Source organism: Photobacterium sanguinicancri (assembly GCF_002265265.1).
In the GTDB taxonomy this organism is placed as follows: domain Bacteria; phylum Pseudomonadota; class Gammaproteobacteria; order Enterobacterales; family Vibrionaceae; genus Photobacterium; species Photobacterium sanguinicancri.
In genome coordinates this window covers 1-24,009 of sequence record NZ_NOIF01000004.1, presented here as the reverse complement: position 1 = coordinate 24,009, position 24,009 = coordinate 1, and the positions used below count along the sequence as shown (strand labels likewise).

The 24,009-nt window shown below is 43.2% G+C and carries 22 protein-coding genes; 11 read left to right on the top strand and 11 right to left on the bottom strand.

The annotated features are described in order from the left end of the window. Positions 1–63: 63 nt before the first annotated feature. The 3 genes from tilS to ASV53_RS01415 all read left to right on the top strand — a co-directional run bounded on the left by tilS (position 64) and on the right by ASV53_RS01415 (position 3,296). Complete coding sequence (tilS, locus tag ASV53_RS01425; protein ID WP_094955827.1) at positions 64–1,386, top strand: tRNA lysidine(34) synthetase TilS; 1,323 nt, start codon at positions 64–66, stop codon at positions 1,384–1,386. A gap of 73 nt (positions 1,387–1,459) precedes the next feature. Further along, on the top strand, positions 1,460–1,768 hold the full coding sequence (locus tag ASV53_RS01420; RefSeq protein WP_062690246.1) for a c-type cytochrome: 309 nt from the start codon (positions 1,460–1,462) through the stop codon (positions 1,766–1,768). Between the two features lie 316 nt (positions 1,769–2,084). After that, on the top strand, positions 2,085–3,296 hold the full coding sequence (locus tag ASV53_RS01415; protein ID WP_062690247.1) for an aromatic amino acid transporter: 1,212 nt from the start codon (positions 2,085–2,087) through the stop codon (positions 3,294–3,296). 108 nt (positions 3,297–3,404) lie between these two features. On the opposite strand, the gene ASV53_RS01410 is transcribed toward ASV53_RS01415, so the two are convergent. From ASV53_RS01410 to tsaA, 6 genes are all read right to left on the bottom strand, one after another. Further along, positions 3,405–3,593, bottom strand: a complete 189-nt coding sequence (locus ASV53_RS01410; RefSeq protein WP_094955826.1) for a DUF4250 domain-containing protein — start codon at positions 3,591–3,593, stop codon at positions 3,405–3,407. Between the two features lie 2 nt (positions 3,594–3,595). Further along, a complete protein-coding gene (locus tag ASV53_RS01405) occupies positions 3,596–3,799 on the bottom strand; it encodes a YaeP family protein (protein WP_094955825.1) in 204 nt (67 codons plus the stop codon). 161 nt (positions 3,800–3,960) lie between these two features. Then, positions 3,961–4,815: a GGDEF domain-containing protein gene (locus ASV53_RS01400; RefSeq protein ID WP_094955824.1), complete on the bottom strand. Its 855-nt coding sequence runs from the start codon at positions 4,813–4,815 to the stop codon at positions 3,961–3,963. A 93-nt stretch (positions 4,816–4,908) separates the two neighbouring features. Next, positions 4,909–6,033, bottom strand: a complete 1,125-nt coding sequence (locus ASV53_RS01395) for a patatin-like phospholipase family protein (RefSeq protein WP_094955823.1) — start codon at positions 6,031–6,033, stop codon at positions 4,909–4,911. Between the two features lie 136 nt (positions 6,034–6,169). Continuing rightward, complete coding sequence (locus ASV53_RS01390; protein ID WP_094955822.1) at positions 6,170–7,885, bottom strand: proline--tRNA ligase; 1,716 nt, start codon at positions 7,883–7,885, stop codon at positions 6,170–6,172. 61 nt (positions 7,886–7,946) lie between these two features. Then, positions 7,947–8,663: a tRNA (N6-threonylcarbamoyladenosine(37)-N6)-methyltransferase TrmO gene (gene tsaA, locus ASV53_RS01385; RefSeq protein WP_094955821.1), complete on the bottom strand. Its 717-nt coding sequence runs from the start codon at positions 8,661–8,663 to the stop codon at positions 7,947–7,949. Between the two features lie 143 nt (positions 8,664–8,806). Between tsaA and ASV53_RS01380 the strand changes: the two genes are divergently transcribed. Together ASV53_RS01380 and ykgO are read left to right on the top strand one after the other, a co-directional pair. Continuing rightward, on the top strand, positions 8,807–9,067 hold the full coding sequence (locus ASV53_RS01380) for a type B 50S ribosomal protein L31 (protein WP_062690253.1): 261 nt from the start codon (positions 8,807–8,809) through the stop codon (positions 9,065–9,067). 4 nt (positions 9,068–9,071) lie between these two features. Beyond that, positions 9,072–9,215 (top strand): type B 50S ribosomal protein L36, encoded by a 144-nt coding sequence (gene ykgO, locus ASV53_RS01375; protein WP_048899969.1) that lies wholly within the window; start codon positions 9,072–9,074, stop codon positions 9,213–9,215. Between the two features lie 103 nt (positions 9,216–9,318). Here ykgO and ASV53_RS01370 read toward each other — a convergent pair whose 3' ends face one another. The 3 genes from ASV53_RS01370 to metN form a co-directional block, all read right to left on the bottom strand. After that, entirely contained in the window at positions 9,319–10,134 is an 816-nt protein-coding gene (locus ASV53_RS01370) for a MetQ/NlpA family lipoprotein (protein ID WP_062690254.1), read from the bottom strand. Positions 10,135–10,249: 115 nt separating this feature from the next. Then, entirely contained in the window at positions 10,250–10,936 is a 687-nt protein-coding gene (locus tag ASV53_RS01365) for a methionine ABC transporter permease (protein ID WP_062690255.1), read from the bottom strand. Next, positions 10,926–11,960: a methionine ABC transporter ATP-binding protein MetN gene (gene metN / locus ASV53_RS01360; RefSeq protein WP_094955820.1), complete on the bottom strand. Its 1,035-nt coding sequence runs from the start codon at positions 11,958–11,960 to the stop codon at positions 10,926–10,928. Before metN ends, ASV53_RS01365 begins: the two co-directional genes overlap by 11 nt. Before the next feature lie 290 nt (positions 11,961–12,250). Here metN and gmhB point away from each other — a divergent pair, with 290 nt between their 5' ends. Then, positions 12,251–12,805: a D-glycero-beta-D-manno-heptose 1,7-bisphosphate 7-phosphatase gene (gene gmhB / locus ASV53_RS01355; protein WP_062690257.1), complete on the top strand. Its 555-nt coding sequence runs from the start codon at positions 12,251–12,253 to the stop codon at positions 12,803–12,805. Between the two features lie 75 nt (positions 12,806–12,880). Here the strand turns inward: gmhB and ASV53_RS01350 are convergent, their stop codons facing one another. Both ASV53_RS01350 and ASV53_RS01345 read right to left on the bottom strand, forming a co-directional pair. After that, positions 12,881–16,477: a zinc-dependent metalloprotease gene (locus tag ASV53_RS01350; RefSeq protein ID WP_094955819.1), complete on the bottom strand. Its 3,597-nt coding sequence runs from the start codon at positions 16,475–16,477 to the stop codon at positions 12,881–12,883. Between the two features lie 18 nt (positions 16,478–16,495). Beyond that, complete coding sequence (locus tag ASV53_RS01345; protein ID WP_141226216.1) at positions 16,496–17,314, bottom strand: porin family protein; 819 nt, start codon at positions 17,312–17,314, stop codon at positions 16,496–16,498. Between the two features lie 420 nt (positions 17,315–17,734). Between ASV53_RS01345 and ASV53_RS01340 the strand changes: the two genes are divergently transcribed. Genes ASV53_RS01340 through ASV53_RS01320 form a run of 5 tightly spaced genes read left to right on the top strand, consistent with a single transcriptional unit; the run spans position 17,735 to position 23,710 of the window. Further along, entirely contained in the window at positions 17,735–18,760 is a 1,026-nt protein-coding gene (locus tag ASV53_RS01340) for an ABC transporter permease subunit (protein WP_094955817.1), read from the top strand. 4 nt (positions 18,761–18,764) lie between these two features. Then, positions 18,765–19,805 (top strand): ABC transporter permease, encoded by a 1,041-nt coding sequence (locus ASV53_RS01335; RefSeq protein ID WP_062690261.1) that lies wholly within the window; start codon positions 18,765–18,767, stop codon positions 19,803–19,805. A gap of 57 nt (positions 19,806–19,862) precedes the next feature. Beyond that, positions 19,863–21,710: an extracellular solute-binding protein gene (locus tag ASV53_RS01330; protein ID WP_094955816.1), complete on the top strand. Its 1,848-nt coding sequence runs from the start codon at positions 19,863–19,865 to the stop codon at positions 21,708–21,710. Continuing rightward, entirely contained in the window at positions 21,711–22,697 is a 987-nt protein-coding gene (locus ASV53_RS01325; RefSeq protein ID WP_094955815.1) for an ABC transporter ATP-binding protein, read from the top strand. It abuts the gene before it with no gap. Between the two features lie 2 nt (positions 22,698–22,699). After that, positions 22,700–23,710: an ABC transporter ATP-binding protein gene (locus tag ASV53_RS01320; RefSeq protein WP_148665206.1), complete on the top strand. Its 1,011-nt coding sequence runs from the start codon at positions 22,700–22,702 to the stop codon at positions 23,708–23,710. Positions 23,711–24,009: the final 299 nt, after the last annotated feature.

The window sequence follows — 24,009 nt, the reverse complement described above, 5'->3', positions numbered from 1 at the left end:
TACGTCTTATTTCTTCTCATTGTTATACTGACGCCGTGTTTATTTTCAACGATCATGGTTGCTATGTCTCGCTCGCTGCTTTATCGCCAGCTTCATCTTTGTTTACAGTCCCACTCGCCTAAGTCAAAACGTTTTGTTTTAGCCTTGAGCGGCGGTATCGATTCGCGTGTATTGCTGGATGTCATGGCCGAGTACCTTACGTTACATCCTGATCACCAGTGCGATGCTGTTCATGTTCATCATGGATTAAATGTTCATGCGAATGAGTGGGCAGAGAAGTGTTATCTGTGGGCGAAAGCGGTTGGTATTCAGTGTTATGTCGAACGAGTTACTTTAATGAAAGACTCTGGAGATAGCCTTGAGCAACTAGCACGAGATGCCCGTTATCAAGTGTTGGCAAAACACATCAAACGTGGCGATGTTTTACTGACTGCGCAACATGCAGATGATCAGGTCGAAACCTTGCTGCTGGCACTAAAGCGAGGCAGTGGACCGGCAGGTTTGGCCGCAATGCCTGTTTCAACATCGTTTGCCAACGGCCATCATGTTAGGCCATTACTACAAATAAGCCGAGTGGATGTCGAGGCATATGCCGAGCAGAAAAACCTTGATTGGGTAGAAGATGACAGTAATCAAGATACTCGTTTTGATCGTAATTTTTTGCGTCATCAGATAACCCCATTATTAGTACAGCGTTGGCCTGGGTTACGTAAAGCTGTTGCTCGCAGTGCTGCCTTATGTGGTGAACAAGAGGCCTTACTTGATGAACTCTTAGCAGACAAGCTTGCACTTGCTACTGCTGTTGATGGCAGTTTAGCCTTGAGTGAACATACGCAAGAGCGATTAGGTAAAGCCCTGATCCGACAATGGCTTCAACGGCAAGGTGTCGCGATGCCATCTTGTGCTCAGCTTGAGCAAGTATGGCACTCAGTGGTGCTCGCGCAGCAAGATGCCAATCCACAACTGAATTGGCAACAGCACCAAATTCGACGTTATCAACAGCGCCTATACCTAGTGCAACAATGGCCTGATATCCAAGATGTTCAGCTGCCTATCACATGCTCTGTACCGTGTGAATTACCACAAGGGTTAGGTCGAGTGACGCTTATGCCAAGCAAACATGGTCAACTTCGTTTACCTCAAAACGATGAGATTATTTCGGTTCGTTTCAACCCTGAAGGGATAAATGTAAAGCCTGTTGGTAGGGTAGGTAAGCGTAAGCTGAAAAAGCTATTCCAAGAGTATGGGGTGCCTAGTTGGAACCGTCGCCGTACCCCATTGGTTTATTATGGCGATCAATTAGTGGCGGTTGCTGGTCTCTTTGTGGTGGATGGTTTTGCTGGGCAAGAGTGTGAACTCACATGGCACAATCCGCTATCCGATTGATATTAAAAGTGCATTGGAAAGGTAAAGCAGGCACAATTACTAGCAGGAAACTACAACTATAAAAGAGGACCTCATGAAGAAAGTTCTTACACTTGCACTGTTAGCCACTGTTATGTCAGCACCTGCTCTTGCTGGCGACCCTGCTGCGGGTAAAGCGAAAGCCGCCATTTGCGCAGCCTGTCATGGCGCAAATGGTATTGCTGTTATTCCAGGTTATCCCAATCTGAAAGGGCAAAATGAGCAATATCTCGTTAACTCGTTAAAAGCTTACAAGAATAAAGAGCGTACAGGTGGCATGGCGATGGTGATGCAGCCACAGGCTTCCATGCTTAATGATACGGATATTGCTAACGTAGCCGCATATTTTGCTCAAATGAAATAATTGCTCTAACTGTAATATTGAATAACCGAAAAGCCGCTTGATCACTTGATGATCAAGCGGCTTTTTTCATTGGTAACGTGGCGTTTTTAATGAGTAAGAGCCGTGACCTTTATAGGGGAAGAGGCCGCTACAGTTGAATACAAGCAGTACCCGATAAAATGTAGTGATTAACGGATGTGATAATTCTTTCTATAAGGTGATGAATAATTGTTCAGTTGGTCATTCTCTAGTTGCTAAAAATAACAGAAGATATTATTGTACTAGCACGCTGATACATTATTGTTGCTGTCGTTATTATTGTTGTCTAGGAGTCATTATGAGTAAACCATCCACACTTGGGGGCGCGTGCATTATCGCCAGTGTTTGTGTTGGGGCTGGCATGCTTGGTTTGCCAAGTGCCGGTGCAGGTGCGTGGACGTTATGGAGTGTGGTGGCCATCTCTTTCACAATGATCATGATGACACTTTCTGGATGGTTGTTACTAGAAGCACTTAAGCATTACGAGTTTAAAGCCTCATTTAATACCGTCACCAAAGATTTATTAAACAATAAACTTAACGTTATTAATAACCTATCTCTTTATTTTGTTGGTGGCATTCTGCTTTATGCTTATATCTCATCATCAGGTATGATTTTTAGTGACATCTTGGGTGTGACGCGTGAATTGGCTTCTGTCCTGTTTGTTGCATTCTGTTCAGCTTTTGTATTGCACTCGACCCGTGCTGTTGATCGTATTTCTATTGTACTGATCCTCTTTATGGTCATCAGCTTTGTATTGGGTATCTCTGGATTAGCTTCAAATATCAGTGTGCCTGTGTTGTTTGAACAAGCTCAAGGTGGAACCCCATACTCGGCTTATGCACTCGCTCTATTGCCTGTCGCGCTAACATCATTTGGTTACCACCACTCGGTCAGTACGATGCGTGATTACTACCAAGATGAACACCAAGCTAAAAAGGCGATCCTTGGCGGGACGCTAATTGCCCTTACGTTTTACTTAGGGTGGGTGATCTGTATCTTTGGTAATGTATCGCGTGAGGCGTTTGGTCCTGTTGTGACTGCGGGTGGCGGGGTCGATGTATTGATGTCGGCGCTAACTTCAGCGATAGATTCAAATAGCATTCAACAAGCACTGCATGTCTTTTCTATTGCCGCGATCGTTTCATCTTTTATCGGTGTGGGTTTAGGTGTGTTCGATTACTTAGCTGACTTTTTTGGCTTTGGCGATACTAAGCAAGGAAGATTAAAAACCTGGGGTGTAACTTTTCTTCCTCCGTTGGTTTTCTCGTTAGTCGCACCATTTGGTTTTGTTGCTGCAATTGGTTTAGCCGGTGCCGCCGCTACGATTTGGACCTGTATTATCCCTGCTATGTTGGCAAAAAAATTACGTCAAAGACAGCCAGAACAAGAAGGGTTTGTAGTACCTGGTGGCAATGTGACTATTTATGTAGTGATCGCATTCGGGGTACTGACTGCTGCGTTCCATTTACTCGCGATGGCGAACTTACTGCCTATCTTTAAAGGTTAGGGAATCTGCGAAGTAGATACATGAGCATGTATTCGTGCAATAAAAAACGGAAGCTTTGGCTTCCGTTTTTTATTGATCTAAATTTGTGAGTCTTTTGGGGCTAGCGCCTTAACGAAATTGCTTTGCTTCCGGCAAGTAATCAAACCCTGCACTCGCCAAACGAGCAATCAGCTGGGCCTTATCAATTTCGTAATACTTCACCAGATTATCAAGGTCACCAAACTCATCACGGATCTTCATATTGACGATGCTCATCAACATCACGGCATCCATGGTTTCAAAGTTGGTTAGCTTCATGATTAATCCTCGTGATCGCTCATTAATAGGTTAGCAGCAGCGTATGCTGCACGCTCACGCACTTCTTTGGGTAAATCCGTATTCGCAGCAACGTAGTCAAGCGCCTTAATCGCACAGTGAATCGCATTTGGGATATAACCAAGTTCACCACCACCAATTTGGGCGTAGTTCATTCGGATTAATTCGCAACACTCATGTACTTTCATTAGTTCATCCTTAATTAAATCATTAGCTCAATGTACCAGTGTCAGGTGCCGGTAGATTCAGCGAATGATTCACATTTGCAGATTAGTATACCGTGAATAGCGAGGCTTTGATCAATATTAAGAAAGAGGATTAAAAGGGGATACTAACGTGCTAGGTGTGGTTATTTTTGGCGCTTGTGTTGGTACAGTTGGCGATCTGCTCGATCAATTAACGAAATTGATGTATCGCCTTTTTGATAGTGCGCATAACCCAAAGACACGCTGATATTAAGTGCGCGTAATGTTTGGTCTTGCTTCATTAATAGTTGGATACGAGTTGCTACCTTACTGGCAGACTCCCCCGTTGCGGGTTGGAGTAGCGCGGTAAATTCATCCCCACCTAAACGATAACAGCGATCGGTTGCACGCACGGCATCTTTTAAAATGGTCGCAAATCGTCGGATCACTTTATCGCCATCAAGATGACCAAAGCGGTCGTTCACTTGTTTAAAGTTATCCAAATCAAAAATGATTAGAACAAGCCCTACATTGCGGCGTTCGCTTAATGCTATGGCATGGCGGATATCTTGTTCAAAGCTGGTACGGTTTCCCAAGGTCGACAAGTAATCTTGTAGAGCGAGATTTTTCACTCGACGGTATTCAATCGCATTTGCTAATGGGCCGGCAAACAGTCGATGGTAGGTATGAAGCAAGTTGATTTCGTCTTGGTCCAGTTTGTAAGGGGTACAGTACTGGAGTTTGCCGAGCTCATTTTCACCGAAGCGAAGTACAAATGTTTGACGATACTCGGTCGCTTTACCTCTACGGATCAGAGTCGCTGTGCCCTCTAACTCCCAAATTAGCCGATGAATATCAATTTGCTTTTCCATTTCACGAGTGAAAATTTCAAATAGCAGTGCTAAATCAAGCTTGCCTTGGAGCTTCTGTAGGATCAATAGGCGTACGTCAGCACCGAGCGGTTTTCTTCTCGGTTTCTGTGGTGCATCCGCATATTTATCCCAAAGAGCTGGATCCATATCATCATCGAAATAAAGGGTGGGCAATCACTATATGCAAAATTCAGCGTCGATCAACCGTTTGTTGTTAAAATTGATAATAATTAACTGATTCTATTTTAAAAAGTTTCTGAGTTCGCCTTCTTGTCGTAGTGCATCTTCATATCCGAGCTGTATGAGTGATTTGATGTAACCTGGCTCAAACAATATATAGCTCGTAATGGCAGCATCGTCTTGAGGGCTGATCCCTATCATTCTCATTAATGCCCGTGTCATTGGTGGCAGGTAGCAGTAATTGTCTTGCGCGAGCGGCTCAAAAGATTGGCTTGGGAAAAGGTGAATATGCTCGACTACCTTCATATTGAGATTTTCTCGTGCAGTCGTAGGTAAGGTTTGTAATAAGCGATTAGTTCGATCGAGATGCTCTAAATCAGCGGTTAATGTATCGCTGAAAATAGTATCCATTAAATGGCCACCTAAGGTTGCTAACCCCGGTGTTTGAATATGCTCAGACGGTTCAATTTTCTGGTTGATTAAGTTAATGATCAGAATTTTGTCAGCGCCCATTTTGAGTGAAGGGCGTAATGGGGCTAATTGGTGAATAGAACCATCCCCATAATAATGGCGACCGATACGACTGGCGGGGAAAACTAAAGGAATAGCGGCAGATGCCATTAAGTGATCGGTATTGAGCATAGCGCGGCGGCCTTTAGACTTAGCGCGATCCCACTCCGAGAGGTGGGATTGGCCTTGAAAGAAGCTTACTGATAAACCGCTTTTGTAACTTGAGGCCGTAATGGATAGTCCCTCTAAGTTGCCAGCCATGATCTGTTTTTCAAGTCGATCGTAATTGTGGACTTGGTTGAGCAATTCGCGCAATGGACGATTATTAAGTAAACCAAATGGTGGCCTTTCATGGTGCTGAGCTTGCATTCGGGCGTACCACTGGTGGGCTAAATAGCCCGTCATGCCTAATGGACTGGATTTAAAAATTCTACGGCTGTGGAGTCGCCCCCAAATCCATTCTAGTTTCTTCACACCAAGGCGAAAACAGGACGCGTAGCAGGCGATAGAGGTGGCGTTGATGGCTCCTGCGGATGTACCACAGTAAATAGAAAAAGGGCTGTGATGTACCCGTGGATACCATTCTGAAATGGCTTTGAGTACACCCACTTGATACGCTGCGCGCGCACCGCCACCACTGAGTAATAAACTGATTTTAGGCTTATCCTTTGCCATATCAACATCCTGACTATCTTTGTTTAACTATACAAGGTCTTGTCTGGCAGGATAAGTCTTTTTCGATTAGGCCGAAGGCGGACCAATAAAAAAGCCTCCACGAGGGAGGCTTTAAGATATTGCTTAGAGAGAAGGATTAAGCCATTTTTTGCTTAATAAACTCAACCATCTCAGCAACAGGTACACCGACCTTGCTGCCGTCTTTACGGTCTTTGTATTCCATCTCGCCATTTTCAAGGCTACGGTTACCGATAACGATAGTGTGAGGGATACCGATCAGTTCGTGATCTGCAAACATAACACCAGGGCGCTCTTTACGGTCATCGAATAGTACTTCGATACCTGCAGCAGTCAGGTCAGCGTATAGCTTCTCAGCGGCTTCTTTAACTTCTGCAGACTTCGCCATGTTCATCGGTACGATGGACACTTGGAAAGGTGCAATCGCTGCAGGCCAGATGATGCCGTTTTCGTCGTAGTTTTGTTCAATAGCTGATGCAACAACACGTGACACACCAATACCGTAACAACCCATTTCTAGAATTGAGTTTTTACCGTTAGAGTCAAGTACGCCACAGTTCATTGCTTCTGAGTAGGCAGTTCCTAATTGGAAGATGTGACCCACTTCGATACCACGTTTTAGTTGTAGAGTACCTTGACCACATGGGCTTGGATCGCCTTCAACAACGTTACGTAGATCTTCAACTTGACCAAGTTCAACGTCACGACCCCAGTTAATGCCGAAGTAGTGCTTATCGTCAACGTTAGCGCCAGCGCCAAAGTCGCTCATTACTGCAACCGTGCGGTCAACGATGAATGGTAGTTCAAGACCAACAGGGCCTAGTGAACCAGGGCCTGCGCCGATCAGTGCACGAATTTCTTCTTCTGTTGCCATCTCTAGTGGAGCAGCAACTTCTTTTAAGTTTTCCGCTTTTACTTCGTTAAGCTCGTGGTCACCACGGATGATAAGAGCAACGATTGGAGCTTCGATTTCGTCAGATGCTTTGAAGAATAGAGTCTTAACTGTTTTCTCGATAGCCAAATCGTGCTGCTCAACAAGCTCAGCAATCGTTTTTGCGTTTGGCGTATCAACCAGCGTCATTTCTTGCGTTGGTGCTGCAAGCTCAGTGGCAGGTGCTAGTGCTTCTGCTTTTTCGATGTTTGCTGCGTAATCAGACTCTGAAGAGAATGCGATTAAATCTTCGCCACTTTCAGCCAGTACGTGGAACTCCTGAGAGCCACTGCCGCCGATAGCGCCAGAGTCAGCCAGTACTGGACGGTACTCAAGACCCATACGGTCGAATGCTTTACAGTAAGCATCGTGCATTGCATCGTAAGACTTTTGCAGGCCTTCTTTGTCGATGTCGAAGCTGTAAGCATCCATCATGCAGAATTCACGTGCACGCATTACGCCAAAACGAGGGCGGCGCTCGTCACGGAATTTAGTCTGGATTTGGTACAGATTTAGCGGAAGCTGCTTGTAAGAGCTGACTTCGTTACGCACAAGGCTAGTAATAACCTCTTCGGCTGTTGGGCTAAGTACAAACGGACGAGCGTGACGGTCAGTAAAGCGAAGTAGTTCAGGACCCATCTTTTCAGAGCGACCTGTTTCTTCCCAAAGTTCAAACGGCTGAACAACGGGCATCAAAGTTTCAACTGCACCGGCATTGTTGATTTCTTCGCGAACGATGTTCTCGACCTTACGTAAAACACGCAGACCAGTAGGCAGCCAAGTGTAAAGACCTGAAGCCAGCTTACGGATCATACCTGCACGAAGCATTAGCTGGTGGCTAATAACCTCTGCGTCGTTTGGAGTCTCCTTCAGGGTAGAAAGAAGATATTTACTGGTACGCATTGATGGTATCCGTTTGTTGATAAAAATTTATGTGAAGGGATCTATATTATCAGCTAATCCGTTACTCGCCAAAGGATTCATCATCAATTGGCTCTAATGCAATAACGGTAATTGCGTCAAAACTCACGCTGAACCTGACATTATAGTTAAACAGATGTACGGCGTATTGTTTATTGTCAGTTTTCCCTTTTTTGTAAGCTGGGCGGGGATCTTGCGCCAGCACTTCACTGATCACTGCTTGATGATAGGCAGCTTGGCCTTTTTGTAGCTGCTTAACCGCAGAGTCACTGAAAATGACGGGTAAAGTTTGCGGTTCTGAGGCTGCAAATCCTCCTTGGGCATTCGATAAGCTATCGGAGTAAGGGATGTAAGGTTTGATATCCACAATAGGAGTACCGTCAACCAAATCAACGCCACCTAATTCAATGATCACATTGCCATTTTGTTGGCGTACCCCTTTCAACTCTACCGCTGACATGCCGATGCCATTGGGCCTAAAAGTCGCGCGGCTAGCAAATACGCCAATACGTTCATTACCGCCAAGGCGAGGTGGTCGAACGGTTGGGCGCCACCCCGCTTCTAGATTCTGATCAAATAAAAACAACAGCCACAAATGGCTAAATTGCTCTAAGCCGCGAACCGCTTCGGCGGTGTTGGCATCACCTTGCAATACGATTTCAGCCCGTGCACTTGGCACTAGCCCAGGTTGGCGAGGCACCGCAAATTTTTCTTTGTAAGGGGAGTGAATAACACCAACAGGTTCGATAGAAACAGACATACACGCATTCAAGTTAACGAGGATGAAGAAACTTTATCATAAATAAACAAGGAAGAAGTTGTTGAGAATAGCTATCAAGTGTTACATTATAACAAGTGTTATAATATAACATTAAAATCAAAGCGAATAATAAGGATAGCATCATGAAATCGGGTATCCATCCTGAATACCGCACAGTCGTTTTTCACGACACCAGCGTTGATAAATATTTTCTGATTGGATCAACACTTCAAACAGAGCGCACGATCACTTGGCAAGATGGCAAGGATTACCCGTATTACACCTTAGATGTGTCGTCAGAATCGCATCCGTTTTATACCGGTAAGCAGCGTGTTATTTCTTCTGAAGGGCGTATGGCTAACTTTAACCGTCGCTTTGGACAAATTGGTTCAGCAAAAGGATAAGATGATGAAAGTATTAAGTTCGTTAAAAAGTGCCAAGATGCGTCACCGTGATTGCCAAATCGTAAAACGCAAAGGCCGTGTCTATGTGATCTGCAAATCGAACCCTCGATTTAAAGCGGTGCAGGGCAGTGGCGGTAAGAAGAAATAGCGTGTGATTTGTACTGAAGGAAAGAAAACAATCAAGCCCCTTTTCGAAGGGGCTTGATATTAGGTTTGTTAGACATTATTGCCTAGCGATAGGGCTAAGTAGATTACCAGCCTTTCACTACACCACCTTGAAAGATGTCTTTTGCTGCAGTGTAAACCGTTTCTGATTGGTATGCTTTTACGAATGTTTTCACGTTTTCTGCGTCTACATTATCTTGGCGAGAAACAATCAGGTTTACGTAAGGTGATTCTTTATCTTCAACGAACACCCCGTCACGCTCAGGTGTTAGGTTAATGCTGCTAGCGTAAGTCGTGTTGATAATGGCAAGCTTCACGTCGTCCAGTGAACGAGGAAGTTGAGCTGCTTCTAGTTCAACAATTTTTAGGTTCTTTGGATTTTCAATAATATCAAGAACCGTTGCGGCTAGGCCTGAACCTTCTTTCAGTGTCAGTAAGCCTTGTTGTTGCAGTAGCAGCAGTGAGCGACCTAGGTTTGTTGGATCGTTAGGTACCGCGACTTGATCGCCATCTTGTAGTTCATCAACCGATTTAATCTTGTTTGAGTAACCTGCGATTGGGTAAACAAAGGTATTGCCAGCAACGGTGAATTTGTAACCGCGGTCAGTAATTTGCTGATCAAGATAAGGTTTGTGTTGGAACGCATTCACATCAATTGAGCCTTCTTCAAGCGCTGCGTTTGGTGACACGTAGTCTGTAAAGGTGATCAGCTCAACATCAAGACCGTATTTGTCTTTGGCTTCTTTAGCTGCCACTTCTGCCACTTGCGCTTCCGATCCAGCCATTACCCCAACTTTAATCTTGGTATTATCAACCGCGGCTTCTTTTTCACCACAGCCAGTTAGTACAAGTGCAGATGCTAACCCTGCGACTGCAAAAATGTTTTTTAGATTAAACGCCATGTTACTTCTCCTTTGCGGGGTATTCCCTGATTTTTTGCGTGAGTTAACTTGGCTAACTCACTGTCATAATATGTTGTTGTGTTCGGTGATACGTTGTTATTACGTGATACTAAGATTAGCGATGGTCGGTACGTTTGACTAAGTGATCACCAAGCGACTGAATAAGTTGTACTAAGATAACCAGCATAATGACGGTGATTGCCATGATGGTGCCATCAAAGCGTTGGTAGCCATAACGGATGCCCACATCACCTAGGCCACCGCCACCTACGGTTCCGGCCATTGCCGAGTAACTTACCAGTGTTACTAAGGTGATAGTGACAGCGTTAATGATGCCCGGCAGCGCTTCAGGTAATAGTACTTTAGTTATGATTTGGATTGGCTTTGCGCCCATCGCTTGCGCTGCTTCAACTAGCCCAGTTGGAACTTCCAATAATGCCCCTTCAACCAAGCGAGCGATAAATGGAATCGCTCCGACGGTGAGTGGCACTATGGCTGCAGCTGTCCCGATCGAGCTACCTACAATAAAGCGGGTAAACGGTATAATCGCGACAAGTAGAATAATGAATGGGATTGAGCGACCAATGTTCACCACAATACCCAGTACTTTATTGAGTTTTGGGTTTGCCATTAGGCCGTTATTTTTGGTGAGGTGAAGTGCTACACCTAGCGGAATCCCCAAAATAAACCCAATAAGCCCAGAGGCTAATACCATAGTTAATGTTTGGCCAAGAGCTTCAATTAATAGTTGAACTAAGCGTTCGTTGGTTTGCCACCAAGTAGTAATAGAATCAAGCAACATAACCCAGTACCTCTACGTTAACTTTGTGATCGCGAAGGAAGGCTACCGCATTTTCGGCTGCTTGTTCCGTACCATAAAACTCAGCCAACATTAGGCCAAATTTCACACCGCCAGCGTAGTCCATATCTGAGCTTAAGATACTGATATCAATATTGAACTCACGTGCTACTTGGCTGATCAGCGGAGCGTCAACAGAAGCGCCTGTGAATTCTAAGCGGATGAGAGGGTAACTATTTTCAATTCGTTCAGCTGTCATCCGCGCTTTGTAATCTTCTGGAATAGAGAGATCCAATGTTGAGCGGATAAACTCTCGTGCGAGTTCCGTTTTAGGGTGGGCAAAAATATCGCCGACTGGGCCTTTTTCTACTAGCTCTCCATCGCCAATGATGGCGACTTTAGAACAGATGTTTTTAACCACATCCATTTCGTGAGTGATCAATAAAATGGTGAGGTTTAGTTTACGGTTAATCTCTTTTAGTAGTTCTAAGATCGACTGGGTCGTTGCTGGGTCTAACGCGCTGGTGGCTTCATCACACAGTAGAACTTTGGGCTCAGAAGCCAGTGCGCGTGCAATGGCAACACGTTGTTTCTGGCCGCCACTTAAATTAGCTGGGTAGCTGTGGTGTTTGTCTGACAGCCCAACCAATTGAAGTAGTTCTGTTACTTTGGCTTTTATGTCTGTTTTTGATTTATTCGCGAGCTCAAGGGGCAGGGCAACATTATCAAAAACGGTACGAGAAGAAAGCAGGTTGAAATGCTGGAAGATCATGCCGATTTTGCGGCGAGCAAGAGTTAATTCTTGATTGGATAGCTGAGTTAGGTCAACGCCATCGACAACCACTTGGCCGCGACTAGGACGTTCCAGTAAATTGACACAACGGATCAGGGTACTTTTACCAGCACCCGATGAGCCAATAACACCGAAAATAGTACCTTGTTCAATGGTAAGGTTGATATCACGCAGAGCATGTATTTCTAACTCTCCCTGATAAAACACTTTGTCTACTCTATTTATTTCTATCATCGAACTTCCTAGATACCAGATAAAATAATGCGTTTTGTGGTTATACGTATTGTATTTGTAACGCGTTTGTGCGAAAAGTTGAATTAAATCGCGTTATGTTGATAACGAGATTAGCAGTCTGGATGGCTAAGTCAATAGATATTTTTACGTCTAGATGGCTAAATGGATTTCGTGTTAAAAACACCCAGCTAAATCCTAACCTCGCTATATCTTCCTTAAAGCTGTAAATAGATGAATCGCAACTGCTGTCGTGCCATAATCTAGCGAAATGAAATATAGAGGGCTTACCTTTGGCCAAACCAGCAGTTTTTATCGATCGTGATGGTGTCATTAATGTTGACCGCGGTTATGTTCATACTGTAGATGACTTTGAATACATCGAAGGTGTCTTTGAAGCATGTAAGAAATTAAAAGAAATGGGCTACATGTTAGTACTTGTGACGAACCAAGCTGGTATCGCACGTGGTATGTACACTGAAGATGAATTTCTTTCTTTAACAGAGTGGATGGATTGGAACTTTGTTGATCATGATGTTGAGTTTGATGGGATTTATTACTGTCCGCATCACCCAACGGAAGGCCAAGGTGATTACTTACAAGCTTGTGAATGTCGTAAACCTAATCCAGGTATGTTCATCTCAGCGCGTGATTTCCTAAAAATTGATATGGAAAACTCCATCATGATCGGTGATAAAACCGATGATATGAAAGCGGCGCAAGCGGCCAATGTCGGTTCGAAAGTTTTAGTTCGTACTGGTAAGCCAGTGACAGAAGAAGGTGAAAGCCTTGCATCCGTTGTGCTAGATAGCATCGCAGATGTGCCAGCATGGGTTGCTGCGAAGTAAGTGTAATTCATTACGTTTATGTTCAAAAAAACAGGTCGCTTAGGCGACCTGTTTTCGTATTAGGGAAAGGGTTATTTATCGGTTATCAAGCGGTAGAATTTCTAATACTTGTTGATAACGATTGGCGAGTTTGAGCAGTTTCGGCTGTTGCTCTGAATCATCAAACTGAGTCAATGTAATGTGCTTAAGTTCAAGCGTGCTGTTATCGATACTTGGGTCTAGCAGTTGGTTTAATTCATTGGTGAATTGAATCATCTGTAGCGCTAACCCATTCGCTGGGCCTGCATAGTAACTTTGGCCATTCTGACGAACAAAAGTCTCTAGCTGGCTAACATGATCGTTACTGCTACGTAGTGAAACATACTGCGCTAATTTGTCACCGTTGGTGTAATAGCCTGTTTGGCTATCACTGAATTGCACGACCAATTTGAGTAACGCTTCAATCTGGCTGTACTCACCTTTATGTGGCAAGTTGTAGAAACGCTTGAGGTTCTTGGCGTAATAAGGCGTTGCTTCTACTTTAGTGTCTACTTCAAATGTAGTGAACTCACCTTGTGGCGCAACTGCTTTACCTTGGCGATCTCTAAATAACTCGGTGTCTAAGAGTGCTTGGGTATTGTTGGTACCCAAGGCAATGTCGTCTAGCAGTATTTTAAAAATATCGTATCTTGTGTAACCGTTGCCGCCCGCAGGAATAATGTAGGGTAAATCAACCAAGGCGCTATCTGTACGGTCAGTGGTACGACGAATGCCATCTCGCTCTAGTAATGCAGCCATCGCAGCAAACTTATCAGGCCAGAAGCCGTAGTAGTCAAACATGCCGACGTAGTTAAACTTCGGGTTCACGTTGGGTGCTTTACCGCTGTTGAGCATTTTACCAGCTTCAGCCTGGACTGTTTGTCCTTGGCTGGCTAAGTATGATTCAACGGCTGGGTGGAAACAGCTACGTGGCACTTCCCCTTGTTCTAGCTGGCTACGTACTGTGCTTTGATAGATAACATCATTGAGTGTGCGATAACTTATTTCTCCAGTCGTATCTTGCACTTCACATTGGTGGTCTGGTTGTATGACGATATTCACTAAGTTGTTTCTAAGCTCGTCGATACCTTGCGCCATGCCACAGAAGTAATCGAAATTAAAATCAGACACTGGCCATATTTCCATCTGACCAGTACAAACAGGATCAGTTTTGGCGATGAATAGGCGATCTGCATCACTCCAGCCGAGATATTGCGACATACGATCGAACATCTGAATGTTTTCACGCCAGTTCATGAAGGTGTTGACTCGACCTATTGCGTAATCACTTAGTGTTGACTCATCAAAGTTTTTGCGGTTATTACGCTGCGTATTTAATGGGAAGTGCTCGTAGTAACGCTGCCAATTGTAATCGTTGATTTCGCTGTGGTTTCGTCCTTCATCATGACGGTTACAATCGGTATTTAAGCTGACATTACCATCGGTACAGTACTTAAATTCGCGTAGCACTTTGTCACCAGGTACTTTGTCGCTCCATTTATCATCTAATACCGCATCGTTAACGGCTGCACTCAAAACACCATCGCTTAAGCGTGGGTCAAGGTGGGAGTTTTCAGCAAAGAAAGCGGTTTTAAGTTCTTTATCATAAGCGTTTAAGTTGAAGTACTCCGGTGATGTTGCGGATGAATCGGGTTTTGCACCGAAGGTTGATATTTCAACTTGGCGCTTATAGGCAAAACGCAATGCGGCTTTATCGTATAAGCCAAATACAGGGAGCGCGTCCATCATTGATGGGTTGTAATCCATGATAGAGCTATACGCTGGAATGTATTTTAAACCGTGATTATGCGCTTGCTGTTTGGTGAAGAAGTTGGTGTCATCATTACTGCCTTGGAAGTTATGGCGTAGCCCAAGATTGTGACCAATTTCATGGACTAATGTTTTCGCGTAATAAATGCCAGCTAAGATACGCCCAACATGTGTTTGCTGCTCAATTGTGAGATCGTCCCAGCGTTTAAGTTGGGTTTTTTCATTATCAGCCCAGACATATGCCTCTTCAGAGGTGAAATCGATTGATTGCCCTGCCACTATCATAGTCGGCAGCATTTTCTCTGTTGTGCTTGACCATAAACTAGAAACTGGGAACATATTGTGTTCAGCCCATAGGCGCTTTTCGAGTTCGTTAATTTTGATTAAATCAACGGGGGTAAGCGTATCTTGCGGAATTTTATTGAGTTCATTAAGTGCTTTTAATGCGCTCTCAAGTGGTTCGCTCGCCAGCATTTGTGCTGCTGGTGGTAACGTATTCGATATCACTGCGCCTTGTAAATCTGCCGAGCTTTCACCAAGTTGACCAGTACTTGCTGAATGGGAAAATGTCATCGGTTCAGTGGATTCAAAAGCCCCTTCTTCTATTGGCATTGGTTGTACATTACCTTGGTTATATTGGATCGCGATACGATCCCACAAGCGATGAGCAATGCTTTCTAGTACACCTGAATACTGGTTGACGTGTGCGTGGACGATCTCACCAGTAACTGGATTGACGGCTGATGGACCATAGCCAGCCAAGCCATTTTGTAGGGGTTCGTGAATTAAGTTAATGACGTTGTAGCGTAAGTCGCCTGATCGCTTACCAGAAGGCTCGTGCAGCGTAATTGCTGGTACACCAACTTTGGTTAGTTGTGGATTAATGCGTTCAATGACATCAAGGGTAATTTGCTTATAAAACTGGGTTGTTGGGTCAACATTGAAACTATCAGACAGGTGGTAATTGACGGTAGCTTGCGTTGGGTTGAAGCGATGCATGTAATGAATGCGGTTACCATCTTGAGTGTTGTTCCCTAAGTGATCGGGACGAGAGACTTGCGAGGCAAACATACCAAAAGTATCTTCATCGCCTTTAGGGTAAAGCACAGGTTCATAGTCTTGGCTTTGAACTGCATCAAGAGGGACAAATGAATAAAAGTTTGAAACCGTGAAAGTGAGGTTATTGAAATCGAGTCCGTCGTTGCCTTGAAATAAGGCATTAACTAAACAGTTCCACTTATTTGAAATTTGATAGTCTTGCTCAAGTTCAATATTCAGTGCGCCATCTTTTAATTCATAACCTTCCCAATCGGTAGCGAGTCGAGCGGGTCCTACGGCAGTATAACACCCTGTTGAATAGGTAAATAAATCATCCCAATCACGCTCTAATACAGCAAGTTTGGTATAATCAGGCGTAAAAAACTTTTTATCTTTCCAACTTACATCATCGTCTTTGTTTTCTTCTTCTTTATTTGTACAGTCATCGTAAGCATCTTCTTTACAGCGGTAATCTTGGTAAGTACCTGGTAGTTTAAGTAGTGGACTTAAGTTTGTGTCAATATCGGACCAACGACCAAAATCATTATTATTTATCTGAGCTTGGCTAATGACATCTGGGCTTAATTGGCGTACCTCTAAACCTTCCTCAGTATAGAAAAATCGAACCAATTTTTCTTGACCTTGCATAAATGGCGCCATGCTAACGGCATAACGTGGTGCTTTTGCCATTGATGGCATATAAAGATAAACTTGGTCAGTTTTAATATCTCTTTTAGTTACTTGTTGAGGATCTCTTTCAACAAGGTCATAACTTTGGTCATCAGCACCACAACCTGCGAGAAATAACGCAGAGATAATACTGGATGCGACCAGTGATCGTTTCATACAAACTCCTTTTGTATTTTAAAATGAATAGCCAACAGCGATTGAATATGTTGCTGTATTGAGATTGAATATGTCTATATCGCCAACAGTGCCACGCTCGGCATCGAAGTAGACACCTGAATTAGAGGTGGAAAGGGCGGTGTAAAAATGTGGTGTTATTTGCCAAAGACCCGTTAATGCGCCTGAATAGTCCCAGTCATATCGAGTGCCATGGTAGTTCCAGCCTGTACCTGCTAGAAGGGATAAGTTCACTTTAAAATCATGCCACTTATAACCAATCCCTGTATTAAATGATGCAACCCATTCGGTTAAGTTTTTCTCTCCCGCTGTTTTGTATTTATGAAAGTTCTTTTTAACTCTTGGCGTGAAGAAGTAATTAAAGTTGTCCCATTTATTAGTGATTGGCATCGAAAGTCGTAAAGCCGTATATAATTCATCTTTCTCTGATAGTTCCGACGTCGGTAAAGTTAGTTGGGCTGCATAACCAATATGGCCGGTTTCTCCCCATGGAAATATCTCATTATTCTTAATGCCAATAACGGTATCCGTTAAGTAAGTATCCGTTTCATCTTCATAAACGCGGTAGCCGCCAGAGTCGAGATAAAAAGTGTGGTTATTATTAAATGTGTAATTTAGATTGCCTGACCAATTTAAATTTCTAATGCTGCGGTGATCATCGGTATCAAAATAATTGGATGTGTACGTCAATGATAAATAACCACCAATATTATTAATATCAGCATGGCTACTATTAGCAAATAGAATATTTGCTACAAAAAAATAAAATATATGCTCTTTTGGGATTCCATTCCGTATTATGTTTTTTATTTCCATCATGTTCATCCATTAACAATATTATTGACGGTGCTTACTTTAATATTGTTACAGTTTTATATATAGCTCGGTCAATTTTTAGAGCTTGTTGAATATGCTGCTTAAATGCAATCTTATGGGTCATATGTGTCAGGGTAGTAGTATATTATGGTTTATAAATTCAACTAGCTACACTGAGGCTTTAATATTTAACTTAATTATGTGGAGGGGCGTTATTTTGCTCTTATGTGTTTATTGAGTTGAATTTGACACGGTACTAAATGATTACATTTGAGGTTGTTAGTGATAAATCACCCAAGAAATAGTTTGCTACCACTACTTAGTCTTATTGATGTAGGGTGATAATCCTTGTTATTAATTTTAATATGGTATTAAATTCTAATACAGAGCGACAAAGATAAATAACGACAAGGAGTGTCGTCGATGTTGTCATATTTTTTACGGCGGTTAATGTTGGTGATTCCTACATTTATCGGTGTAACCTTACTTATATTTACTATCACTCGATTTGTTCCGGGTGGGCCAGTTGAACGCCTACTTGCCAGTATGCAGGCCAAGGGGGATGTGCAATCTACTAGCACGGCTGTTGGCGGAAACAATGCGCTTTCGGATGATCAAATTGCTGAGCTGAATGCCTTTTATGGTCTTGATAAGCCTGTATTTGAAGCGTACACCGAGTGGTTGAGCAAACTTGTTGTGCTTGATTTTGGTGAGTCGACCCGTTACTACGAACCTGTTTGGGATATGATTGCTGAGCGTATCCCTGTTTCTGCTTTTTATGGTGGTATGACGTTTTTTATTAGCTACTTCATATCGATCCCTCTTGGTTATTTTAAAGCCATGCGTCATGGCAGTGTTTTTGATTCCTCCTCTTCCATTCTGATTTTTGTTGGTTACGCATTGCCGGGGTATGTGGTTGGTATTTTATTGATTACCTTATTTAGCTATCACTTAGAGTGGTTTCCGATGGGGGGCTTCGTTGGGGATGATTTTGATGATTACGAAACCATAGCGGAACAGTTTAAAGATATTATGTGGCATGCGGTATTACCGCTAATTTGTTATCTCATTGGTGATTTTGCCACGCTAACAATGACGATGAAAAATAACTTAATGGAAAACCTATCTGCGGATTATGTGCGAACAGCTATTGCCAAAGGTTTACCTTTTAAAACGGCGGTTCGTAAACACGCCTTGCGTAATAGCCTGATTCCTATTGCGAGCCACTTTGGTAATTCATTACTCTTTTTTATGAGCGGCTCATTTCTAATTGAAGTGATTTTCAATATAGATGGGGTCGGACTACTGGGGTATGAAGCTATTATGGAACGTGATTATCCCGTTGTGATGGGGATTGTTGCGATAAATGCCGTGTTACTCATGATAGGCAATATCTTGTCTGATATGTGTGTCGCGGTGGTTGATCCTCGTGTGAAATTTGGAGCATGAATCAATGACAATTAATCCATTAACTCGAAAAAAACTACTGCGATTTAAACAAATAAAACGAGGGTATTACTCTTTTATTATTTTATCTGTATTACTGCTTTTATCATTAGTCGCTGAATTATTTATTAATAGTAAAGCGCTCATCGTCAGCTATAACGGGCAATGGCATTTTCCTGTCGTAAGTGACGTACGTGCAGGATCGGAATTTGGCTTAGGATATAAAAAAGAGACCGATTATCGGGAGCTTCAAGCGCTATACCAGCAACAGTCTGAAGGCAATTGGGTATTATTACCTATTATTCCATGGGACCCGTATGAGCAAGATTTTAGTGGTGATTTCCCACCTACCGAACCGAACTTTGTCGATAAGCACTATTTAGGAACGGATACCATAGGCCGCGACATTGTAGCTCGGCTGGTTTATGGCTTTCGTATCGCAATGGGATTTGCGTTAAGTACTATGGTGATTTCTTATGTGATAGGCGTCGCGGTAGGGTGTGCGATGGGTTTTTGGGGCGGTAAGTTCGATCTTGTTGCCCAGCGTGTCATCGAGATTTGGTCCATGGTGCCATTCTTATACGTCATTATGATTTTGGTCTCGATCACTCAGCCCACTTTTTCGTTATTTGTCGCTATCAATGTGCTCTTTGGTTGGATGGGGATGACGTGGTACATGCGAACCATGACCTATAAAGAATCTGCCCGTGAGTATGTGATGGCTGCGAGAGCATTGGGAGCCTCTACTGCTCGAATTATGTTTAAACATATCTTGCCTAATACCATGGTAATGATTGTAACGCTTGCCCCCTTCACCATTGCTGCAAATATCACAGCATTAACTGCACTTGATTATTTAGGGTTAGGGTTGATGCCTCCGACGCCAAGTTGGGGCGACTTGTTACAGCAAGGCAAGTCGAATCTCGATTCACCATGGATTGTGGTGTCAGTTGTTACTGCGATTGTATTGGTATTGGTGATGGTGACCTTTATCGGAGAGGCGATTCGCGAAGCATTCGACCCTAAAAAATACACCCGCTATATTTAGATCAGAGCGGATCTTTTTCAATAAATTGGTTCATCACTAACACAAGGATGTATAACGATGAAGTTTTTAACTTTTACCGCTGTAGCGGCAGCGACCGCATTTCATTTTAATGTCCAAGCTGCACAGCTACCAGATAATTTGATGTGGGTATCGAATGCCAATGAACCATTATTTGCATCCGAAGAAGCGCAGTTCGGAGGTAAATTCCGAACCTATATTCAAAGTTTTCCGCAAACATTTCGGGTGATAGGCCCTGATTCTAATGGTGCTTTTCGTTCATGGCTGGTGGATAACCGTCCATCATCGGTTACACGTCACCCTGTTACTAATAAATGGATCCCTGAAATTACCGATGAGTGGGCATACGGAGATGATAATAAAACGGTTTATTTCAAGATTAACCCGAAAGCAACATGGTCTGATGGTAAGGCGATCACATCGGATGATTTCGCGTTTGTGTTAACGTTAATGCGTTCAAAAGATATTATCGATCCTTGGTATAACCAGCATTATACTGAGCAAATTAAAGAAGTTGTGAAATACGATGATCATACATTTGCGGTTGTTTCGACTAAGCCTCGTAATCGTGAAGATTTGATGATCTATAGTAACTTCCAGCCTCGTCCTGCTCATTTCTATCAGACTAAAAATGATAAAAATAATGATGGTATCGATGATAACTTTGTTCGCAAATACAACTTCAAAGCAGAGCCATCAGCTGGACCTTATTATTTAGATAAAGTGAAAAAAGGAAAATCACTGACATTTAAGCATATTGGCCAAGATTGGTGGGGCTACTCCAACCGTTATTTTCAGAATCGTTATAATGTTGAAAAAATTAGTATTAAAGTAATCCGTGATAACGATATAGCGAAGAAGCATTTTGAGAAAGGTAACATCGATACATTTGCTTTGCTTATTCCATCGCTTTGGCATGAAAAGTCAAACACCAAGCCCTATCAGCAAGGCTATATTCATAAGTTCTGGGGCTATAATCAAGTGCCTGAAGGGGCGGGTGGGATATGGATCAACACAGCCAAAGATAAGCTTGATAACCCGATTATTCGTCAAGGATTAGCGCATGCCATCGACTTTGATGGCATGATCACCAAGTTGCTACGGGGTGATTATACCCGTTTGCCAAATGGTGTTGGGGTTGGTCATGGTGACTACACCAATAGTGCAATTACAGCCCCAAAGTTCGCGCCTGAATTGGCAGCCCAAAAATTTGCGAAAGCAGGTTTTGATAAGGTGGGCGGAGATGGCATTCGTATTAATAGTAAAGGTGAGCGTTTAACGTTTGCTGTGACGTATGGTTACGCTCAGCACACACCGAGAATTGCTTATTTAAAAGAGCAGGCAAAAGAAGCAGGATTAGAACTAACACTTAATCTTGTGGATGGTTCGTCAGCGTTTAAATATGTATTAGAGAAAAAACATCAGTTATCTTTCCATCGAATGGGTACGTCTGAAATTCCTGCATACTGGGAGTATTTCCACTCAGACAATGCCAATAAAGTTCAGAATAACAACTTCACAAATTTTAGTTCGCCTGAACTCGATGCGCTGATCATGGCGTATCGTTCTGAATTCGATCTTGAAAAGAAAAAACAAACTTCGCGCCAAATTCAACAGTTAGTCAGTGAGGAAAACGTCATTATCCCTGGCTATATGGTGCCTTATACTCGTGAAGGTTACTGGCGTTGGTTGAAGTATCCGAAACCAGCGATGACCAAGTTGACTAAGTTTTTGTTCACTACTGGTACATTCCGTGACTATGGCACTTTCTGGATAGATCCCGTTGAATACAAAGAAACGAAAGCGGCAGTGAAAAAAGGACGAAAGTTTGAGCCGATGACGGTTGTTGATGAAACTTACAAGCGGTCCAGTTCGGAGAATAATTAGATGACAGACTCGGTGATTTTATCTGTGAATGATCTCGTCACTGAGTTCACGACAGATGGTGGTGTTGTTCGGGTATTAGACGGTGTGACATTCGATGTGAAAAAAGGGAAGACACTTGGAATTGTCGGAGAATCGGGTTGTGGCAAGAGTGTAACTGCCATGTCGATAATGGGGCTTTTACCTCGCCCTTATGGACAAGTAGTGGGGGGGCAGGTTTACCTTGATGGAACCGATTTACTTGGATTACCGCCACAAGACCTCTATCACATGCGTGGCAATCGTATCTCAATGATATTCCAAGACCCAATGACAGCCCTTAACCCGGTACACACCATAGGGAAACAAATTAATGAAGTGTTAGAACTACATCGTCCTGAACTGAATAAACGGCAACGATTCGATTATGCGTTATCCATGTTTAAAAAAGTGGGAATTCCTTCCCCAGAACAACGTATTCACGAGTACCCCCATAACTTATCAGGTGGTATGCGTCAGCGAGTGATGATCGCGATTGCACTAGCATGCCAACCCGATGTGCTGATCTGTGATGAACCCACCACTGCATTAGATGTGACCGTTCAAGCTCAAATTCTTGATTTGATGCGTGAGATCCAACAAGAAACTGGGATGGCAATTATCTTCATCACACACGATTTAGGTGTGGTTGCCGAAGTTTGCGACGACGTTGTTGTTATGTATGCGGGGCGAGCGGTTGAAGCTAGTGATGTTTTTAGATTGTTTGAGCAAGCTAAACATCCTTATAGTCGAGGATTACTGCAATCAATGCCTACGCTGAATGTAGGGCATAAGCAGCCGCTGCAAACGATCCCTGGCACTGTCCCGCAATTAGATGAGATGCCTCAAGGCTGTCGTTTTTGCACGCGGTGCCAGTTTATGACGAAGAAGTGTGAATCTCTGCAGCCATCTTGGGAGCGGCTAGGCAATACACATCTCGTGAGTTGTCACCATTGGCGAGAGGTACATTGATCATGGAATTACTGAAGATTAAAGATCTCAAAAAGCACTTCCATTCGGGTGGCGGTTTATTACGAAAGGGTTACTCGGTAAAAGCGGTTGATGGGGTAAGCCTTAGTTTAAATAAGGGAGAAACTTTAGGGTTAGTAGGGGAGTCTGGCTGTGGGAAAAGTACGTTAGGGCGAACATTACTTAAATTATTTGAACCAACAGCAGGAAAGATTTATTTCGAAGGTAAAGATATTACTTCGTTATCAGTAAAAGACATGCGGGTATTAAGGCAAGATATGCAAATTGTCTTTCAAGATCCTACCGAGTCACTCAACGCGCGTCATACAGTGGGTATGATTATCGAAGAGCCATTTGTTATTCACAATATTGGCACTGCAAGTGAGCGTAAAGTTTGGGTGAAAGAGTTACTGGTGAAAGTGGGTTTGTCTGAAAGTGCCGCTGAACGTTATCCCCATGAATTTTCTGGTGGCCAAAAGCAAAGAATAGGAATTGCTCGTGCTATCGCATTAAAGCCGAAACTTCTGGTATGTGATGAATCGGTATCAGCCTTGGATGTTTCTGTTCAAGCGCAAATTATCAATTTACTATTGGCTTTGCAGCAGGAGCTTCAGTTATCGCTTATTTTCATTGCGCATGATTTATCGGTAGTGAAGCATATATCGGATCGTGTTGCAGTTATGTATTTGGGTAAAATTGTAGAAACTGGCCCAACTGCTAACGTGTACACTCAGCCTTCGCACCCTTATACCCAAGCGTTACTGTCGGCGATCCCTATCCCTAACCCAAGATTGCGTAATCAAACTCGAATTATGCTAGAAGGTGAGTTGCCTTCGCCGATTAATCCTCCCCAAGGTTGTCGTTTTCACACCCGTTGTCGTTATGCCACAGATAAATGCCAAGCAAATCAACCGATAGAAGTGAATATATCAGCTAATCATAGTGTTGCTTGTCATTACCCTTTAGACGTTGCACCCAGTAAAATTAACAAAATAGAGGTATTAATTACCGATTAAAGGGTATTTGTTTAAAAAGTGTGCGGTTGATGTTTTTTTTGAATTTAAGGGTTGCCAGCTTTTGGGAACTCCCTATAATACGACCTCACTGACACGGAGCAAGGCGCTAAGCCCGCTACGAAGTCAGTATGTTCTTTAACAATTTGACCATGCAATCTGTGTGGGCACTCGTGAAATGAATAGTCAAAACTGTTCATTGTGACTTTTTAAGTAACAATGAATTTGGCATCAATGAACTGAGTGACCAATGCAAAACTTAAGTTTACTTAAGCTTTGGCACAGTCAATTCGAATATCATG

Coding starts and splice junctions, on each gene's coding strand:
- ASV53_RS01330 (WP_094955816.1), top strand. CDS start 19,863: ATGAAGTTTTTAACTTTTACCGCTGTAGCGGCAGCGACCGCATTTCAT.
- ASV53_RS01325 (WP_094955815.1), top strand. CDS start 21,711: ATGACAGACTCGGTGATTTTATCTGTGAATGATCTCGTCACTGAGTTC.
- ASV53_RS01365 (WP_062690255.1), bottom strand. CDS start 10,936: ATGTTGCTTGATTCTATTACTACTTGGTGGCAAACCAACGAACGCTTA.
- ASV53_RS01420 (WP_062690246.1), top strand. CDS start 1,460: ATGAAGAAAGTTCTTACACTTGCACTGTTAGCCACTGTTATGTCAGCA.
- ASV53_RS01370 (WP_062690254.1), bottom strand. CDS start 10,134: ATGGCGTTTAATCTAAAAAACATTTTTGCAGTCGCAGGGTTAGCATCT.
- ASV53_RS01340 (WP_094955817.1), top strand. CDS start 17,735: ATGTTGTCATATTTTTTACGGCGGTTAATGTTGGTGATTCCTACATTT.
- ASV53_RS01380 (WP_062690253.1), top strand. CDS start 8,807: ATGAAATCGGGTATCCATCCTGAATACCGCACAGTCGTTTTTCACGAC.
- ASV53_RS01405 (WP_094955825.1), bottom strand. CDS start 3,799: ATGAAAGTACATGAGTGTTGCGAATTAATCCGAATGAACTACGCCCAA.
- ASV53_RS01350 (WP_094955819.1), bottom strand. CDS start 16,477: ATGAAACGATCACTGGTCGCATCCAGTATTATCTCTGCGTTATTTCTC.
- metN (WP_094955820.1), bottom strand. CDS start 11,960: ATGATAGAAATAAATAGAGTAGACAAAGTGTTTTATCAGGGAGAGTTA.
- ASV53_RS01400 (WP_094955824.1), bottom strand. CDS start 4,815: ATGGATCCAGCTCTTTGGGATAAATATGCGGATGCACCACAGAAACCG.
- ASV53_RS01335 (WP_062690261.1), top strand. CDS start 18,765: ATGACAATTAATCCATTAACTCGAAAAAAACTACTGCGATTTAAACAA.
- tsaA (WP_094955821.1), bottom strand. CDS start 8,663: ATGTCTGTTTCTATCGAACCTGTTGGTGTTATTCACTCCCCTTACAAA.
- tilS (WP_094955827.1), top strand. CDS start 64: ATGTCTCGCTCGCTGCTTTATCGCCAGCTTCATCTTTGTTTACAGTCC.
- ASV53_RS01390 (WP_094955822.1), bottom strand. CDS start 7,885: ATGCGTACCAGTAAATATCTTCTTTCTACCCTGAAGGAGACTCCAAAC.
- ASV53_RS01410 (WP_094955826.1), bottom strand. CDS start 3,593: ATGAAGCTAACCAACTTTGAAACCATGGATGCCGTGATGTTGATGAGC.
- ASV53_RS01345 (WP_141226216.1), bottom strand. CDS start 17,314: ATGATGGAAATAAAAAACATAATACGGAATGGAATCCCAAAAGAGCAT.
- ykgO (WP_048899969.1), top strand. CDS start 9,072: ATGAAAGTATTAAGTTCGTTAAAAAGTGCCAAGATGCGTCACCGTGAT.
- ASV53_RS01395 (WP_094955823.1), bottom strand. CDS start 6,033: ATGGCAAAGGATAAGCCTAAAATCAGTTTATTACTCAGTGGTGGCGGT.
- ASV53_RS01415 (WP_062690247.1), top strand. CDS start 2,085: ATGAGTAAACCATCCACACTTGGGGGCGCGTGCATTATCGCCAGTGTT.
- ASV53_RS01320 (WP_148665206.1), top strand. CDS start 22,700: ATGGAATTACTGAAGATTAAAGATCTCAAAAAGCACTTCCATTCGGGT.